The sequence below is a fragment of the Microbacterium sp. NRRL B-14842 genome, assembly GCF_050470785.1.
Window position 1 is genome coordinate 1 of record NZ_JBFLUM010000069.1, and the last position, 16032, is coordinate 16032.

General features: G+C 70.6%; 16 protein-coding genes and 5 pseudogenes. 8 read left to right on the forward strand and 13 right to left on the reverse strand.

Annotation, left to right across the window (positions count from 1 at the left end; genetic code table 11):
* The 5 genes and pseudogenes from AB1285_RS24520 to AB1285_RS24540 all read left to right on the forward strand — a co-directional run.
* A pseudogene (locus AB1285_RS24520) lies at positions 1–263 on the forward strand (TetR/AcrR family transcriptional regulator); the annotation flags it as partial.
* A gap of 475 nt (positions 264–738) precedes the next feature.
* Positions 739–1643 (forward strand): annotated as a pseudogene (locus tag AB1285_RS24525) (DUF4407 domain-containing protein); the annotation flags it as partial.
* Between the two features lie 559 nt (positions 1644–2202).
* Entirely contained in the window at positions 2203–3675 is a 1473-nt protein-coding gene (locus AB1285_RS24530; RefSeq protein WP_429978062.1) for a PLP-dependent aminotransferase family protein, read from the forward strand.
* Between the two features lie 9 nt (positions 3676–3684).
* On the forward strand, positions 3685–4224 hold the full coding sequence (locus AB1285_RS24535) for a hypothetical protein (RefSeq protein WP_429978064.1): 540 nt from the start codon (positions 3685–3687) through the stop codon (positions 4222–4224).
* A 9-nt stretch (positions 4225–4233) separates the two neighbouring features.
* Positions 4234–5244: pseudogene (locus tag AB1285_RS24540) on the forward strand (aldo/keto reductase family protein).
* A 64-nt stretch (positions 5245–5308) separates the two neighbouring features.
* On the opposite strand, the gene AB1285_RS24545 reads toward AB1285_RS24540, so the two are convergent.
* From AB1285_RS24545 to AB1285_RS24570, 6 genes are all read right to left on the reverse strand, one after another.
* A complete protein-coding gene (locus AB1285_RS24545) occupies positions 5309–5623 on the reverse strand; it encodes a carbohydrate ABC transporter permease (RefSeq protein ID WP_429978066.1) in 315 nt (104 codons plus the stop codon).
* Positions 5620–5757 (reverse strand): hypothetical protein, encoded by a 138-nt coding sequence (locus AB1285_RS24550; RefSeq protein WP_429978068.1) that lies wholly within the window; start codon positions 5755–5757, stop codon positions 5620–5622. The genes AB1285_RS24545 and AB1285_RS24550 overlap by 4 nt, the downstream gene beginning before the upstream one ends.
* A 43-nt stretch (positions 5758–5800) precedes the next feature.
* Positions 5801–6226, reverse strand: coding sequence for a hypothetical protein (locus tag AB1285_RS24555; RefSeq protein WP_429978070.1), 426 nt, complete (start codon positions 6224–6226; stop codon positions 5801–5803).
* Positions 6223–6819 (reverse strand): carbohydrate ABC transporter permease, encoded by a 597-nt coding sequence (locus AB1285_RS24560; RefSeq protein WP_429978078.1) that lies wholly within the window; start codon positions 6817–6819, stop codon positions 6223–6225. The genes AB1285_RS24555 and AB1285_RS24560 overlap by 4 nt, the downstream gene beginning before the upstream one ends.
* A gap of 354 nt (positions 6820–7173) precedes the next feature.
* On the reverse strand, positions 7174–8487 hold the full coding sequence (locus tag AB1285_RS24565; protein WP_187662535.1) for an ABC transporter substrate-binding protein: 1314 nt from the start codon (positions 8485–8487) through the stop codon (positions 7174–7176).
* Between the two features lie 61 nt (positions 8488–8548).
* A complete protein-coding gene (locus AB1285_RS24570) occupies positions 8549–9121 on the reverse strand; it encodes a hypothetical protein (RefSeq protein ID WP_429978072.1) in 573 nt (190 codons plus the stop codon).
* A 59-nt stretch (positions 9122–9180) separates the two neighbouring features.
* Between AB1285_RS24570 and AB1285_RS24575 the strand changes: the two genes are divergently transcribed.
* Positions 9181–9429 (forward strand): hypothetical protein, encoded by a 249-nt coding sequence (locus AB1285_RS24575; protein WP_429978074.1) that lies wholly within the window; start codon positions 9181–9183, stop codon positions 9427–9429.
* Here AB1285_RS24575 and AB1285_RS24580 read toward each other — a convergent pair.
* Positions 9420–9782 (reverse strand): annotated as a pseudogene (locus AB1285_RS24580) (aminotransferase class V-fold PLP-dependent enzyme); the annotation flags it as partial. The gene AB1285_RS24575 and the pseudogene AB1285_RS24580 overlap by 10 nt on opposite strands.
* 166 nt (positions 9783–9948) lie before the next feature.
* Here AB1285_RS24580 and AB1285_RS24585 point away from each other — a divergent pair.
* The gene (locus AB1285_RS24585; RefSeq protein ID WP_085605550.1) at positions 9949–10626 is read left to right on the forward strand and encodes a FadR/GntR family transcriptional regulator; all 678 of its coding nucleotides are present in this window, start codon (positions 9949–9951) and stop codon (positions 10624–10626) included.
* Positions 10627–10695: 69 nt separating this feature from the next.
* Here AB1285_RS24585 and AB1285_RS24590 read toward each other — a convergent pair.
* From AB1285_RS24590 to AB1285_RS24610, 5 genes and pseudogenes are all read right to left on the reverse strand, one after another.
* Positions 10696–11212, reverse strand: a pseudogene (locus AB1285_RS24590) (glycine cleavage system protein R).
* Positions 11213–11233: 21 nt separating this feature from the next.
* A complete protein-coding gene (locus AB1285_RS24595; protein WP_429978076.1) occupies positions 11234–12163 on the reverse strand; it encodes a PLP-dependent cysteine synthase family protein in 930 nt (309 codons plus the stop codon).
* A 154-nt stretch (positions 12164–12317) separates the two neighbouring features.
* Entirely contained in the window at positions 12318–13130 is an 813-nt protein-coding gene (locus tag AB1285_RS24600; RefSeq protein ID WP_187662531.1) for a GntR family transcriptional regulator, read from the reverse strand.
* Positions 13130–13534 (reverse strand): D-ribose pyranase, encoded by a 405-nt coding sequence (rbsD, locus tag AB1285_RS24605; protein WP_187662530.1) that lies wholly within the window; start codon positions 13532–13534, stop codon positions 13130–13132. The genes AB1285_RS24600 and rbsD overlap by 1 nt, the downstream gene beginning before the upstream one ends.
* A gap of 14 nt (positions 13535–13548) precedes the next feature.
* Positions 13549–14511, reverse strand: a complete 963-nt coding sequence (locus tag AB1285_RS24610) for a ribokinase (protein ID WP_259954360.1) — start codon at positions 14509–14511, stop codon at positions 13549–13551.
* A 118-nt stretch (positions 14512–14629) separates the two neighbouring features.
* Here AB1285_RS24610 and AB1285_RS24615 point away from each other — a divergent pair, with 118 nt between their 5' ends.
* Entirely contained in the window at positions 14630–15292 is a 663-nt protein-coding gene (locus AB1285_RS24615; protein WP_370429158.1) for a transaldolase family protein, read from the forward strand.
* Between the two features lie 4 nt (positions 15293–15296).
* Here the strand turns inward: AB1285_RS24615 and AB1285_RS24620 are convergent, their stop codons facing one another.
* On the reverse strand, positions 15297–15974 hold the full coding sequence (locus AB1285_RS24620) for a FadR/GntR family transcriptional regulator (protein WP_187662527.1): 678 nt from the start codon (positions 15972–15974) through the stop codon (positions 15297–15299).
* Positions 15975–16032 lie beyond the last annotated feature (58 nt).

The following is a 16032-nucleotide window of genomic DNA, read 5'->3' on the forward strand; positions in this document are numbered from 1 at the left end:
CCGTCGAGCATCCCCACGCGTTCGATGCCGTCTACGACCCCCACCGTGTGCGTACCGGGGTCTCCTACCGAGACCATGGCCCCGCTGATCGAGGCGCTCGAGGGGCGTGCTCGCGGAGGCGGCCGCCGCGGCGGGGCTCGACCGCCCGGCGGACGTCTGTGTCGCTGTGGGGGCTGATGCACGGCCTGGGCACCCTCGCCGCGGCCGGCCACTTCACGCTCGACGACGCCCTGTCCGCCTACGCGGCCTCTCTCACCCGCTGACTCTTTCGAGTCGCGCACCTTGCTCCATTCCGGCCGAGATGGAGCGATCTGCGCGATTCGAAGGGTTCTCGCCCCGGTCTTCCACGGTATGCACAGGCGGAGTTTCGTAGATTGTCGGGATGCCCTATTCCGCCCACCGCCCGGGTCGCTTCGACTCGCAGGGTCGGATCATCATCGACGGCGACCCGAACGCCGAGACGGATGACCTCGACTTCCTGCGCGAGTACGAGCCGACCGGCGACACACCCGCGCAGCCCGACGTCGCGTCCGACGACCCGACGTCCGAGCCGGTGACGGCGCCCGACGCCCCGGTCGACGCGGAGCCCGCCCCCGACCGTCCGGCGCGCCCGCAGCGCGTCCGGAAGTCGCGTCGCCGACGCACGCCGCCGAACGCCTCCGTGCTCTCGCGATCCTCGGCGGGGCGGAGGGCGAGATCCTCGACAGGGTCCCCGGCGAGACCCCGCGCTTCGTGCAGATGTTCTTCGTGCTCGCCGGGACCGCCTTGGTCAGCGCGATCTCCATGCTCTTCGCCCTGACGACGGGGGTGCGCGCGGCGGTCTGGCTGGCCATCCCGCTCGCGATCGTGTGGGCACTGATCATCTTCAACCTCGACCGCTTCCTCACCTCGACCATGACGTCGACCCGCAACGTCTGGAAGCTCATCGCCTCGCGATCCCCCGCGTCATCATGGCGGCGATCATCGGGTTCGTCGTCGCGGAGCCGCTCGTGCTGCAGATCTTCCACAACGACATCTCCCGGGAGGTCGCCGCGACCAACATCGTGCAGGCGCAGTCCGACCAGGAGGCGCTCGAGACCGGTCCGGAGAAGAAGGCGCTGGACGCGGCGTCCGAGCGCGTCGCGGCGCTTGAGAACCAGGCGGCGACGGGCATCGTCGCCGGGACCGAGTCGTCATCGGCCACGGAGTCGGCCGCCCAGTCCACGGTCGACGATCTGACGGCCAAGCTCACGGAGCAGCAGGCGGTGATCGACCAGGGCGGACGCTGTATCAGTGCGAGCTCACCGGCGAGGGGCGCGGGCACCGTTCCCGGCTGCACCGGTGTGAACGGCGAGGGTGCGAGCTCGCAGGCCGCGCAGGCCCAGCTCGCCGAGGCCCAGCAGACCTACGATGCACTGGCCGCCCAGCTCCGCACGGCCAACGAGGAGCTCGCCGCTGCCGGAAGCGCCGCCAAGGAGAACACCACGGCGTCGGAGTCGCAGAACCGTCAGCAGGCGCAGGGCGAGCTCCCCGCCGCGCGCGACACGTATGAGCAAGCGCTCGCGGCTTACAACGCCCGGGCGGACTCCGTGGCGCAGGGCAACGCCGGGGCGGTGGGACTGCTGAGCCAGATCAGCGGCCTCAACCGCCTGAGCGAGAAGGAGCCCACGATCCTGTGGGCGCACATCCTCATCGCGGCGCTGTTCTTCATGATCGACGCTGCTGCCGGTGCTGGTGAAGGTGCTCACGAGCTACGGCGACCCGAGCCTCTACGAGAAGGCGCTGGCCATCCGCAAGCAGGTCGCCTGGACAGGGTGACGGCGGAGGGCTTCCGCGACCCGCGCCGACATCGTCACCACCCCCGGGGCTCAGGCCACCTGACTCCTTTCGAATCGCTCACTGTGCTCCATCCCGGCCGGTTCGGGACAAAGTGGGCGATTCGAACGCGGGAGAGGTCCCCGGACCGGGACGCCAGCGCGAGGGAACGGGTCAGGGCGACCGTGGACGGGGTGGTCTGCCCCGGGGTGCCGGTCACGGCGGCCCTCGATGAGAGCGAGCGGTCCGAGGAGGGCGGGGTCGTGGGTGCGGGCGTCGTCGCCGAGCCAGTCGAGGAGTTCGCCCATGGTCCAATCCCGGTCGATTGGACCGAGATCGAGACCGATGCTGTCGTGGGAACTGTCATTGGTCCAGAATCAGGTCTCATGGACACCCTCGACAGGGCCAATGCGACGCCGGTGGCCCACGGATCGGCCCCCCGGCCCTCTCGTCCAGGGCGGGGAGGTCTCCGCGGCCGCGCTCGCCGCACGCCTCGGCCGCTGGGCCCATGGCGACGGCACCCTCTCCACCCGACTCGCTGCAGGGATCGCCGCCCTGATCGGCAGTGGTGAGCTGCGCCCCGCCGACCGCCTGCCTGCCGAACGCGCCCTCGCCGCGGTGGTCGCGGTCTCGCGGGGCACGGTCGTGTCCGCCTATGCGTCCCTCGCGGAGCAGGTCTCGTGGAGCGCCGACAGGGCAGTGGGACGAGGGTGTCGGGGGCGAGGACGGCGCCCGCGGCCCGACCGCCGTCCGGGACGTGGCGAGGCGCTGTTCTCGGCACTCCCCAACGCGATCGACCTGCTCCGCACGGTCCCGCAGATCCCGGATCTGGGTGTGCAGCTCATCCGCGACCACCAGCCGCGGCTCGACCTCGCCCTGCTCCCGGAGACCGACCCCGCGGGTCTCCCGGCCCTCCGCGAACTCATCGCCGACATGTACCGCGCCGAGGGGACGCCGACCACGCCCGAGCAGATCCTCGTGACCCACGGCGCGCAGCAGGCCATCAGCCTCGTCGTCAACGCGCTCGTGGAGCCGGGGGACGTCGTCCTCGCGGAGGAGATCACGTGGCCGGGCGTGACCGACTCCGTGGGGTTGCGCGGCGGGACGGTCCACGGCGTGCCGATGGGGGCGGACGGCCTCGACGTCGATGCGCTGGAGCAGGCGATGGCACGACTGCGTCCCGTGCTCGTCGCGCTCAACCCGCACCACCAGAACCCGACGGGGACGCGTCTGCCCGGGGCGGCGCGGCATCGCGTGGCCGAACTCGCCGCGCAGTACGGGGTGCCCGTGATCGAGGACCGCGTCGTCGCCGGCATCTCGTTCGACGGGATCGTGCCGCCCACGCTCGCCTCGGAACGGCCGGACGCCCCGGTGCTCGTCGTCGAGTCCGTGTCGAAGTGGGGCCTGGGCCGGGCTGCGGATCGGGTGGCTGCGCGCCGACCCCGTCCTGGTCCGACGGCTGCGCGGTGCGCGCCAGCTCGCCGACCAGTCCACGAGCGTGCCGGCCAGCTCCTCGCCCTCGACCTCATCGCCCATGCGACGGAGCTCCGCCGCGCCAACAGTCGCGTGCACCGGGAACGCCTCCTCCTGCTGCAGGAGTTGATGGCCGCGCACCTCTCCGACTGGACCTACGACGCTCCGCGGGGCGGACTCTCGCTGTGGGCGGGGCTGCCTCGGGGCTCTGCGGCGGCTCTCGCGCGAATCGCTGCCGCGCCACGGGGTCTCGATCGCGGGCACCGGGGCCTTCGCGGTCTCGGCCGCCGCGCCGGACGACACGTGCGTCTGCCGTTCACCGCGCCGGACGACGTGCTCACCGAGGGGGTGCGCCGCTTGGGCGACGCCTGGCGCGAGTACCGGGAGACTCTCAGCAGCCCTGCCTAGGGTGACCGCATGACACCGGTGCCGCGCCCCACCCTCTGGATCTGCGTCGCGGGCGTGCTCGCCGTCACCGCGTATGCCGCGCTCGCCGCCGTGCAGATTCTCGTGCTGAACCCCGCTCGCCGCGGCGCCGGGCGGCCTCTCCTCGACGAGGTCAGGGCCGCGATGTCGAACGCCGGAGAGAGCCTCATGCCGCAGACCGTCCTCGGCATCCTCGGCGCGGGTGTGTGCCTGGGAGTCGGGACGGCGGTCGTCTGCCTCCTCACGCGGGCTCCGGCGGTGGTGGCCGGCATGACCTTCCTCGCGCTGCTCATGGGCGGGCGCCGGCCTACTTCGTCGCGTCGTTCGGCCCCGGCATGGGGCTCGCCGACACCTTCGGCATCAGCGGCGCCGATGCCTCCCGTGGGCGCTGCCCCTGTACGCGGTCAGCGCGCTCTCCGCGGTCGGGGTGCTGGTCGGGGGCCGCGGTCACGTCCCGCCGCCGCGGGCCTTCGCCCGCCACTGCCTGATGATCGCGGCCGATCCGGCCCGCCGGTCCCCTGGCGGGACTAGCGTTGGTCCATGGTCAACTATCGCTATCTCGGCAACAGCGGTCTCAAGGTCTCGGAGATCACCTACGGCAACTGGTCACGCACGCCTCGCAGGTCGAGGACGACGCCGCGGTCAAGACCGTGCACGCCGCCCTGGATGCGGCATCACCACGTTCGACACCGCGGACACGTACGCCAACACGGCCGCCGAGGTCGTGCTCGGCAAGGCCTTGGAGGGTCAGCGTCGCGAGAGCCTCGAGATCTTCACGAAGGTCTACTTCCCGACCGGTCCCAAGGGTCCGAACGACACCGGCCTGAGCCGCAAGCACATCATGGAGTCGATCAACGGCTCGCTGCAGCGTCTCGGCAACCGACTACGTCGACCTGTACCAGGCGCACCGCTTCGACCACGAGACCCCGCTGGAGGAGACGTTCCAGGCCTTCGCCGATATCGTGCGGCAGGGCAAGGCGCTCTACATCGGCGTCTCGGAGTGGACCGCGGAGCAGCTCCGCGACGGGCACGCGCTGGCGAAGCAGCTCGGCATCCAGCTCATCTCGACCAGCCGCAGTACTCGATGCTGTGGCGGGTCATCGAGGGCAAGGTCGTCCCCGCGTCGGAGGAGCTCGGCATCTCGCAGATCGTCTGGTCGCCGATGGCGCAGGGCGTGCTCAGCGGCAAGTACCTGCCGGGGCAGCCGGTGCCGGAGGGCTCGCGGGCGACCGACCAGAACTCGGGTGCGGGCTTCATCAAGAGCTTCCTGCAGGACGACATCCTCACCGCGGTGCAGCGCCTCAAGCCGATCGCGGAGCAGGCGGGGCTGTCGATGCCGCAGCTCGCGATCGCGTGGGTGCTGCAGAACCCGAACGTCGCAGCGGCCCTCGTCGGCGCCTCCCGCCCGGAGCAGCTCGCCGACACGGTCAAGCCTCCGGCGTGAAGCTCGACGCCGACACGATGACCGCGATCGACGAGGCTCTCGGCGACACGGTCAACCGCGACGCCGAGCACACGTACTCGGTGTCGCCGAAGTCCCGGCTCGTCTAAGCCTTCGAAGAGCGCAGATGGTCCATTCCGTCGCGGAATGGGACATCTGCGCGATTCGGGCGGGTTACTCCTTGACGGCCCCGGCCGTGAGGCCCTGGACGATCCAGCGGCTGGCGAGGGCGAACATCACCATCGTCGGGAGGATCGTCAGCACGGCGCGCGCGCTCATGGAGCCCCAGTCGATGTTGAACGTGGAGATGAAGCCGTTCAGCGCCGATGGGACGGTGCGGTTCGCGTCGGTGTTCATCAGCACGACCGACAGGAACAGCTCGTTCCAGCAGTTCACGAAGTTGAAGATGAACGCCGCGATGATGCCAGGCGTCATCACCGGCACGAGCACCCGGAACAGGGCACCCAGGCGCGAGCAGCCGTCGATCATCGCCGCCTCCTCCAGCGCGTCGGGACGTTCTCGAAGAAGCCCCGCAGCATGACCGTGGAGAACGGGATGCAGATCGCGATGTAGACGAGGATGAGCCCCGGCTTGGTGTCGACGAGTCCCAGGTCGGTCATCATCGAGTACAGCGGTCCAGGGCGATGAACGCCGGGATCATCTGCGTCAGCAGGAACGCGATGAGCACCGCCCCCTTGCCGCGGAACTCGAACCGCGCCAGCACGTACGCACTGAGCAGGGCGATGAGCGTCGCCACCGCGCCGGCCGACACCGCCACGATGGCCGAGTTCGCCAGAACGTCCCGAACGAGCTCTTCTCGAACAGGCTCGTGAAGTTGTCGAGCGAGGGCTCGCTCGGCCAGTACTCGATCGGGAAGCGGTTGATCGTGCCCGGCGACTTGAACGCGGTGAGCGTGATCCAGTACAGCGGGAACAGCGTGATGAGCAGCCACAGCCCCAGGCCGACGACACGCACCACGCCGCCCACCGTGACGCGGGGCTTCGGGCGCGGGGCGGCCTTGCGGTCGGGCACCGTGATGCGACGGGTCTCCGTGACCGAGGAGCCGGTCCGGACGGATGAGGTGATGGTCATCGCTGCACTCTCCGCATCGCCATCAGGTAGAACGCGCAGAACACCATGAGGAAGGCCACGACGATGAGCCCGATGGCGCTCGCGATGCCGTAGTTGCCCTGCTGCGTGTAGTTGATCATCCACGTCGTGATGATGTGGGTCTGGTTGGCCGGGCCGCCGTTCGTCATCGCGTAGATGATGTCGGGGAAGTTGAAGATCCAGATCACGCGCAGCAGGATCGTCAGCAGCAGCGTCATCGAGATGTACGGGATGATGATCGAGAACAGCTGCCGCACCTTGCCGGCGCCGTCCAGGCTCGCCGCCTCCAGCATCTCGTCCGGCACCGACTGCAGGGCCGCGAGGATCATGATCGCGAAGAAGGTCACGCCGTACCAGATGTTCGCGACGATCACGGCGAACATCGCGAGCTTCGGATCGGCCAGCCACGGCAGCGGCGCGTCGATCAGCCCCGCCTTCATGAGCAGGTCGTTGACGACGCCGAACTCGGCGTTGAACATCCAGCGGAACAGCATGCCGATCAGGAAGCCGGACACCGCCCACGGGAAGAACACCAGCGCCTGGTAGAGCCCGCGGAAGCGGAATCGCTTGCGCAGGGCTGAGAGCGATGAGGAAGCCGATCACGAGCTGCGGCACGAGCGAGCCGACCACCCAGAGCACGGAGTTCCACGCCACGGTCGGGAACGCCGGGTCCCGGAAGACGGCGAGGAAGTTGTCGATGCCGACGAACGGGGTCGACGTGAGGTCCCACAGGTTCCAGTCGTGGAACGCCATGCGGGCGCCCTGCAGCATCGGCAGTACGTGAACCAGCAGACGAAGACGATCGCCGGCGCGAGGAACGCCAGCAGGGTGAGCGCAGTGCGACCCCGGAACGGCCGACGACGCGATGCCGGGGAGGCCCCGCCGGCGGTGCCGACGGAGCCCCCTTCACGGATGGTGCGGGCCACGGATCAACCCTTCTCCGCGGCGTACTTCTCGGTCCAGAACGCGTCCCACGAGGCGAGGAGGTCCTTCGTGGACATGTTGCCGAGCAGCACGCTCTGCACGTCCTGGTCGGACTTCTGGATCCACTCGGTCCACCAGCTCACCCCGCGCGGCTGACGCACGTTGACGTACGTCTCCGGGTCTTCGGTCATGGTGACGTAGCTCGTCCAGGGGCCGGTCGAGTAGAACTCGTCGTCCGCGGCGGCCGCGATGATCGGGACGAGGCTGTTCGCCTGCGCGAACTCGGTGGCGGGCTCGGCCGACGACAGGAACTCGACGAGCTTGACCGCCGCCTCCTTGTGCTCGCTGTTCTCCGCGACACCCCAGCCGGCGACGGCGAGGGGCTGTGCGGCCTTGCCGGACGGGCCGACGAGCAGCGGGGCGGTGTCCCACTGGTCTTCGGTCAGCGAGGAGTCCTGCACCGTCGCGATGACCTCCGGGTCCTGCAGCAGGAACGCGGTGGTGCCGTTGGTGAACCCGGCGACCATCTCGGGGTAGCCCCAGGAGACGGCGGACGGCGGCGAAGCCTCTTTGAACAGGTCGAAGTAGTCGTCGACCGCCTCCTGGGCCTCGGGAGCGGCGAAGATCGTCGAGCCGTCCTCCATGAGGAACGCGTCCTCCGTGTCGAGGCCGTCGATCGTGTAGGCCTCGATCGCCGCGACGACGTTGCTGTTGGCGTTCTGGCCGCCGCGGAAGGCGTAGCCGTAGATGTTGTTCGACGGGTCCTGGATGGCGGACGCCTGCTCCAGCAGGTCCTTCCAGCTGTGCGGCGGGCCGTCGAAGCCGGCCTGCTCGACGAGGTCCGTGCGGTAGAAGAGCGACAGGCCGTAGAAGCCGTAGGGGACGAAGTAGCTCTTGCCGTCCTCCGCGACCGATGCCGACTGCGCGTTCTCGGTCAGGGCGTCCCAGCCGTCCCACTTCTTCAGATCGTCGCCCAGGTCGTACAGCCAGCCGTTGTTCGCGAACGGCCCGACGGTGATGTCGCGCACCTCGAGCACGTCGACGCCCTTGCCGGACTGCAGCATCTGCTGGATCTTCTGGTCGGCCTGCTCGGTGGGCGGGGAGACCAGGGTGACGGTGATGTCGGGGTTGTCCTTCTCGAACTCGTCGAGCAGTCCGCGGAGGAGCTCGGTGCGCGCCGGGTTCGTCAGGCTCTCGACCATCTGGAGTGTGACGCTGCCGTCGCCGCCGGACGAGCCGGAGCCTCCGGAGCATCCGGTGAGTGCGAGGACGGCGACGGTGCCGACTCCGGCTGCGGTCGTCAAGATCTTGTTCTTCACGATGTGCCTCTCGGTGGGGGTGGGTGGGTGTTCGGGTGGTCGTGCGGGAGGGTGATGCGGGTCAGGGGAGGATGAGGGCGTCCGCGGGGCGGATGCCGGCGCGGCGCAGGATCGCCGGGACGCAGCGCTCGACGAACGCCTCGACGTCGGCGGCCTCGGTGTACAGGTGCGCGGAGAGGCGGAAGTAGCCGACGCCGCGGAAGCTCGTGAACGCGGTCTCCACGCCGACCTCGTCGAGGAGGTCCATGCGCAGCGCGTCGGCCTCCTCGCGGGTGGCGCCGAGGCCGAGCGGCAGCCGGATGAGGCGCATGGACGGCACCGGTGAGGGGAGCGGGGTCAGCGGGTCCTCGTCGCCGAACGGGCGCAGGGCCTCGGCGATGAGCTCGGCCCCCGCGTCGGCGCGCGCGGCCATGGCTTCGCGGGCGGCCGCCCATCCGAACTCGGCCTCGATGAATTCGATCGCGGTGGGGGTGGCGAGGTACGTCGTGGCGTCGATCGTGCCTTGCGTGTCGAAGCGCTCGGGGTACGGCTCGCGCGCGGCCCAGGAGTCGATCAGCGGCCAGAGCTCGTCGCGGTCGGGGGCGGTGGTGACCAGGAGGGCGGAGCCGCGCGGGGCGCAGGGCCACTTGTGCATGTTGCCGAACCACCAGTCGCCGCCGGCGACGGCCGCCGCGTCGGGATGAGGCCGGGGGCGTGGGCGCCGTCGACCAGGGTGCGCACGCCGCGCTCGGCCGCGAGGTCGGCGATGCGGCGGGTCGGCAGCAGGCGAGCCGTGGGCGAGGTGATCTGGTCGACGACGAGCAGCCGCGTGCGCGGGGTGAGGGCGTCGGCGAACAGCTCACGATCTCGTCGTCATCGGCGAGCAGAGGCAGGGCGACCGTGCGGACGGCGGCGCCGAACCGGCGGGCGAGGCGCTCGGCTCCCATGGTGATGGCCCCGTAGCCCTGGTCGGTGACGAGGATCTCGTCGCCCCTCTCGAGCTGGAGGGCGTTGTAGATGACGGTGGCCGCGGCGGAGGCGTTGGGCACGAACACGCTGTCCTCCGCGCGGGCGCCGACGAACGGAGCCGTCCGCTGCCTCGCTTCCTGCACGCGCTCCGCGATGCGCGGGAACCACTCCACGGGGCTCAGGTCGGCACGGCGGCGCAGGGCGTCCTGATGGGCGACCACCACCGACGGCACCGCCCCGAAGGACCCGTGGTTGAGGTGGATCACGGTCGGGTCGAGCGGCCAGGCGTCGCGCGCCCGCAGGCCGGAGTTCAGCGTGAGCGGAGCGGGGAACTGCGGAGCGGGCATCGGACCTCATCGGTGAGTGGGGGCGAGTTGTTGCACAACTTTGCCACACGCCTTCGGTTTTGGCTACGAAAGCGCGAAGATGAAACATAGTTGTCATACGAGTTTGCGGCCGCCGGTGTGTCCGACAGACTTCACGAGGGGTGGGGGAGTGGCGGAGAGGATGACGATGAGCGCACTCGACACGGCGCTGCACGGGCTGCGGGCCCTCATCGCCGACGGCGCTCTGCGCCCCGGCGACCGGCTGCCGAGCGAGGGAGAGCTCTGCGAACGGCTCGGCGTCTCACGGGGATCGCTCCGTGAGGCCATCCGGACTCTCGCCGCGCTCGGCGTGCTGGAGACGCGGCACGGCTCCGGGAGCTACGTCAGCGAGCTCCGCGCGGCCGATCTCATCGGCAGTCTCTCGCTCACGGTCGGGCTGCTGCCGATGGCGGGGGTGCTGGAGCTGACGGAGCTCCGACGGGTGCTCGAGCCGCATGCGGCGGCGCTCGCCGCGGCCCGCATCGACGAGGACACGGTGGCCGCACTCGACGAGGTGCTCACGGAGATCGAGTCGACGACGGACTTCGAGGCGCAGTCCCGCCTCGACCACGAGTTCCACATGGCCATCTCCTCGGTCGCGGGCAACGAGGCCCTGACCAGCCTGATCGACGTGCTGCGCTCCCGTTCCCGGGCCTACCGGATATCCGACCCCGAGGACGCCGCGGAGCTCAAGATCCACTCCGATGCCGGTCACCGCGCGATCCTGCGCGGCCTCGCCGCCGCGGATCCGGTGGCAGCCTCCGCCGCCGCGTCCGCCCACGTCGCCTACACCGAGTACTGGGTGCGGCGATACTCCGGCCTCTGACTGCGTTCGAATCGCGCGATCGGTCCCATCCGGCGGCCGGATAGAGCCATTCAGGCGATTCGAACGGGGTCAGCCGAGGGTGATGTCGACCTGGATCTCCGACGCGAGGCGCTCGAGGTCGGCGCGCAGGGGCGTCGAGGTCGACCGTCGGCGGGACCTTCGCGATCACCGAGGCCTCGAACAGTCGCCCGCCGGCCATCGCGGCCTCCCGGGTCTCGGTCGTGAGCTCCTCGATGCTCAGGGCGTGCGCGTTCAGCACCGCCGACACCTCCCGCACGATGCCGGGGCGGTCGTTGCCGAGCACCTGCATCACGATCAGCTGCTCCTCGTCCTCCGACGGCCCCGGCGTGCCGGTGAGCACCGACAGCGTGAGCAGCCCCTGGCCCTGGATCGCCCGGAGCGCGGTCTCGAGCTCCCCCGTGCGCTCCGTCGGCACGGACACCTCGATGACACCCGCGAACGTGCCGGCGAGTTCGGCGAGGGAGCTGTTCTCCCAGTTGCCGCCGTGGGCATCGACGACATCGGCGACGGCGGCCACGAGGCCAGGACGATCGGCACCCGCGACGGTGAGGATGAGTGTGGTCATGGGGTCAGCGTAACCCGGGGATCACTCCGCCCAGACCCCGGTCTCCAGGAACCGCTCCAGCCGCGCACGGTGCGGGGCGAGGTCCCACCCCTGCTGCGCCACCCACTCGTCGGAGTAGTACGTGCCGGCGTAGCGCACACCGCTGTCGCAGATGAGGGTCACGACGCTGCCGGTCTCGCCGGCGGCACGCATCCGGGCGATGAGCTGGAACGCGCCGTAGAGGTTCGTGCCGGTGGAGCCGCCCGCCCAGTGCAGGGTGCGCTCGCGGAGGAGGCGGATCGCGGCGATGGAGCCCGCGTCCGGCACCTGGATCATCTCGTCGATCACGGACGGCACGAACGAGGCCTCCACCCGCGGCCGCCCGATGCCCTCGATGCGGCTCGGGCGTCCCGCCGGCGGGTCGACCGTGCCCGCCCAGCCGTCGTAGAAGGCCGAGCCCTCGGGGTCGACGACGGCGATCCGGGTGTCATGGCGGCGGTACTTCACATAGCGGCCGAACGTGGCGCTGGTGCCGCCGGTGCCGGCGCCCGTGACGATCCAGCGGGGGATCGGATGCCGCTCCTGGGCGAGCTGGCTGAACACGCTCTCGGCGATGTTGTTGTTGCCGCGCCAGTCGGTGGCGCGCTCCGCGAAGGTGAACTGGTCGAGGTAGTGCCCGGTGCAGTCCGCCGCCAGGCGCTGGGCCTCCGACGACATGTCCTCCGGGCGGTCGACGAAGTGGCAGGTTCCGCCGTAGAACTCGATGAGGTCGATCTTCTCCTGCACCGTCGACCGGGGCACGACGGTGATGAACTTCAGCCCCAGCATGCGGGCGAAGTAGGCCTCCGACACCGCGGTCGATCCGCTCGAGGACTCCACGAGGGTCGTGTCCTCACGGATGCGCCCGTTGACGAGCCCGTAGAGGAGGAGGGAGCGCGCGAGGCGGTGCTTGAGCGAGCCGGTCGGGTGCACCGACTCGTCCTTGAGGTAGAGGTCGATGCCCCACTCCGGCGGCAGCGGGAACAGGTGCAGGTGTGTGTCGGCGCTGCGGTTGGCATCGGCTTCCAGCAGGGCGATCGCGGTGCTGGGTCCAGTCGCTCATGCCTCGAGCGTACCGGGGCCGCTGTCAGCCCACCGTGCCCGCGGGGGAGGCGCCGCCCGATCCGTCCACGTGCATCAACGACGCCTGGGACTGCTCCTGCTGGAGCTGGAACTCGAAGCGCGAGCGGTCGCCGCGGTGGTACGCGATGAAGTACTCGATCGGCACGCCGTCCTCACTGCGGCTGATGCTGCGCAGGCGGAGGAGGGCGGAGCCGGCGCTCACACCGAGGTGCTGAGCCTGCTCGTGCGTGGCGACCGTCGCCTCGGCCGAGCGGACGCCGTGCGTGGCGATGATGCCGTGGTCGGCGAGCAGCCGGTACAGCGACGCCTCGGTGAGATCCGCGCCGAGCGTCACCGCCCCCACCGCCTCGGGCATCCACGTGGTCGAGAGCGACCAGGGCTCGCCGTCCACGTGTCGCAGCCGCTCCAGCACGATCACCGGCGATCCGACCGGCACCTCCAGGGCCAGGGCGACCTCCTCGTCCGCGACGGTCTGCTCGTGGCGGAGGACGTCGCTGTGCACATGGCCGCCGCGCCGCTCGACGTCGTCGTACAGCCCGACGAGTGTGTGCACGAGACTCTCGCTCGTGCGCGGGCGGGAGACGAACGTGCCCTTGCCCTTCACGCGCTCGACGAGTCCCTCGTGCTCGAGCTGCGCCAACGCCTGCCGAACGACCGTGCGGGAGATGCCGTAGCGCTCGCACAGCCGGTGCTCGCCGGGAAGAGGATCGCCCGGCTGCAGACCGTCGCGGGCGATGCCGTCGATGATGAGCTGCCGGAGCTGGTCGTACATGGGCGCCGCGCTGTGGCGGTCGATGGCGTCCTCGATGAGGGACATCAGTACGCCACCCCCGCGTGCAGGATCACGTTCGCGTACGGGGTGAACTCCCCGGAGCGCACGAAGGCGCGGGCGGCGTGCGTGCGCCGCTTGAACTCGACGTGCGGGACCAGCTCGATCTCGAACCCCGCATCGGCGAAGCGCTCGCGCAGGGCGTCGAGCACCTCCGGGCTCTTCTCGGCGACCTCGGCCGACACCGTCGCGCCCTCGACGACGAGCTCCGCGAGCACCGTGTCGAGCACGTCGAGGAAGGCGGGGGCGCCGGGGCGGTAGGCGAGGTCGATGCGCTCGGCGCCCGGCGGGATCGGCAGCCCGGCATCGGTCACGACGATCAGATCGGTGTGCCCGGTCTCGCTGATGACGCGGGAGAGCGCGGGGTTGATCGTGGTCGAGGTCTTGCGCATCGTGTGCTCCTGGTTCAGTTCGCGACGGGGGCCGCGGTGCGCGCGGCGAGGAAGGCCTCGACGTCGGCGCGGTGGGGGAGGCTGGGCGAGGCCCCCTGCTTCGTGACGGTGAGGGCGCCCGCGGCGGTCGCCAGCCGCACCGCATCGGTGAGGGCCGCTCCGCTCGCGAGCGCGGCGCCGAGGTAGCCGGCATAGGCGTCGCCCGCGGCGGTGGTGTCGACGGCCTCCACGGGGAACGGCGGGACGACGGTGGCGCCCTCGGCGGTGACGACGCACGACCCCTGTCCGGCCAGCGTGATGACCGCGGCGCCCACACCCTGCTCCAGGAACCAGTGTCCGGCGCGTTCGGCGGAAGCGGCGTCGGTCACCTGGATGCCGCTGATGAGCGATGCCTCGGTCTCGTTCGGGGTGACGATGTCGATGCTCCGCCAGATCTCCGCTGCCAGCTCCGCCGCCGGTGCCGGATCGAGGATCACGGTCATGCCGTGCTCGCGTCCCCGGGCGGTGATGTGGGCGGTCAGGGCGGACGGGGTCTCGAGCTGGGTGAGCAGCACCGAGGTCGTGGGGGCGAGCGCTGCGAGGGCCTCGTCGATCTGCTCGGTGCTCAGGGCGGCGTTCGCGAGCGGCACCATGACGATGTCGTTCTGCGCGGAGGCGTCGACGCGGATGTGCGCGATGCCGGTGGGGCCCGGGACGGTGCGCAGGTGCGCGAGGTCGACGCCGGCGGCGGTGAGACCGTCCACCACGAGGTCGTGGAACAGGTCGTCGCCGACGCAGCCGACGAAGCTCGTGCGGGCGCCGGAGCGTCCCGCCGCGACGGCCTGGTTCGCGCCCTTGCCGCCGAGCATCAGCGTGAACTCGTCGCCGAGGATGGTCTCGCCGCGGGCCGGGAGCCGCTGGGAGAAGGTCGTGACGTCGGCCGTCACGCTGCCGACGATGACGACGCCGGAGCGGTCGCCGGGGTGTGCGGGTGTCATCTCGCTCCTGATCCTCCTCGACAGCGCGGGACTCCCGGTCTTTGACAAGGTTCGGGAGCTGTCATTACATTAGCCGAAGCCCCACCTGTAACGACAGGTTGCCCGCGAGGAGACCCCGATGACCGCGATCGCGCCCCGCCTGTACGTCGACAGCGCCGACACCGACCGTGTCGCGCGGCTGCTCTCCGCGGGGGTCGTGCACGGTGTCACGACGAACCCCACGATCCTCGAGCGTGGCGGGCGGACGGCTGGGGAGATCCCCGACCTCTACGCCCGCTGGGTCGAGGAGGGCGCCCGGGAGGTGTTCTTCCAGACGTGGGGTGGTGACACCGCCTCCTTCCTCCGGAACGCGGAGGGCATCCGCGCGCTCGGCGACCGCGTCGCGGTGAAGGTGCCCGCGACCGCAGCCGGGTTCGCCGCCGCTTCCGCCCTCATCCGTGACGGGGCCACGGTCCTCGTCACGGCGGTCTACTCCGTCGCGCAGGCGCTCACGTGCGCTTCGATCGGTGCCCAGTACATCGCGCCCTACCTCGGGCGCATGCGCGACGCGGGCATGGACGGCGACGCCCTCATCGCACGGATGCAGGAGATGTGCGCGGGCAGCGCCTCCAACGTCCTCGCCGCGTCGCTGCGGACGGCCGATGACATCACCGGGCTGCGCGCTGCCGGCGTCCCCTACTTCACCGCCGCGCCCGACGTGCTCGACCAGGTGCTGTTCCACGAGGTCAGCGACAACTCGGCGGCCGAGTTCGACGCCGCGATGGAGCGTCTCGGCGCCTGACGGGTCAGGCCGAGGCAGCCTGCCGCAACCACCGCTCGACACCCGCGATGTGGGCCGTGGCGAGGGAGGTGGCCAGTGCCGAGTCGCGCTGGGCGATGGCGTCGGCGATGGCGCGGTGCTCCGACAGGGTGCGCTCCACGGCGCCGCCCTCCGTGAGCCCCCGCCACACCCGGGCCCGGACCGTCTGGCTGCTCAGGTGCTCGATGAGGCTCGCGAGGTAGGCGTTGCCCGCCATGCCCACGATCTCGCGGTGGAAGCGGATGTCGTGGTCGACGAGCTCCTCGATGCCGACGGAGGCGTCGACGGCCTCCACCTCATCCTGCAGGGCCGCGATCGCCTCGTCCGTGCCCAGGGTCGCCGCGAGCCCGGTGGCCTGCGATTCGAGCATCCGGCGGACGGCGAACATCTCCAGCATCGAGTCGTCGTCGTGCATGTCCACGACGAACGCGATCGCCTCCAGCAGCAGGTGCGGCTCCAGGCTCGTGACATAGGTGCCGTCACCACGACGGACGTCGAGCACGCGGATGACCTCCAGCGCCTTGACCGCTTCGCGCATCGAGTTGCGGGAGAGGCCGAGGCGCTCGGAGAGCTCCTTCTCCGGGGGCAGGCGATCGCCGGGGGCCAGTTCGCCCGACACGATCATCGCCTTGATCTTCTCGATCGCCTCGTCCGTCACTGCCATGGCGCTCATCCTCGCACAACATCCGATGTCTGCGGCAGGATGGGGGCATGCGCATCCT

Bases quoted from the DNA above. Each gene is read 5' to 3' on its own strand.
- AB1285_RS24530 (WP_429978062.1), top strand. From the start codon at position 2,203: ATGCGACGCCGGTGGCCCACGGATCGGCCCCCCGGCCCTCTCGTCCAG.
- AB1285_RS24535 (WP_429978064.1), top strand. From the start codon at position 3,685: ATGACACCGGTGCCGCGCCCCACCCTCTGGATCTGCGTCGCGGGCGTG.
- AB1285_RS24545 (WP_429978066.1), bottom strand. From the start codon at position 5,623: ATGATCGACGGCTGCTCGCGCCTGGGTGCCCTGTTCCGGGTGCTCGTG.
- AB1285_RS24550 (WP_429978068.1), bottom strand. From the start codon at position 5,757: ATGATGACCGACCTGGGACTCGTCGACACCAAGCCGGGGCTCATCCTC.
- AB1285_RS24555 (WP_429978070.1), bottom strand. From the start codon at position 6,226: ATGACCATCACCTCATCCGTCCGGACCGGCTCCTCGGTCACGGAGACC.
- AB1285_RS24570 (WP_429978072.1), bottom strand. From the start codon at position 9,121: ATGCACAAGTGGCCCTGCGCCCCGCGCGGCTCCGCCCTCCTGGTCACC.
- AB1285_RS24585 (WP_085605550.1), top strand. From the start codon at position 9,949: ATGAGCGCACTCGACACGGCGCTGCACGGGCTGCGGGCCCTCATCGCC.
- AB1285_RS24600 (WP_187662531.1), bottom strand. From the start codon at position 13,130: ATGTCCCTCATCGAGGACGCCATCGACCGCCACAGCGCGGCGCCCATG.
- rbsD (WP_187662530.1), bottom strand. From the start codon at position 13,534: ATGCGCAAGACCTCGACCACGATCAACCCCGCGCTCTCCCGCGTCATC.
- AB1285_RS24610 (WP_259954360.1), bottom strand. From the start codon at position 14,511: ATGACACCCGCACACCCCGGCGACCGCTCCGGCGTCGTCATCGTCGGC.
- AB1285_RS24615 (WP_370429158.1), top strand. From the start codon at position 14,630: ATGACCGCGATCGCGCCCCGCCTGTACGTCGACAGCGCCGACACCGAC.
- AB1285_RS24620 (WP_187662527.1), bottom strand. From the start codon at position 15,974: ATGGCAGTGACGGACGAGGCGATCGAGAAGATCAAGGCGATGATCGTG.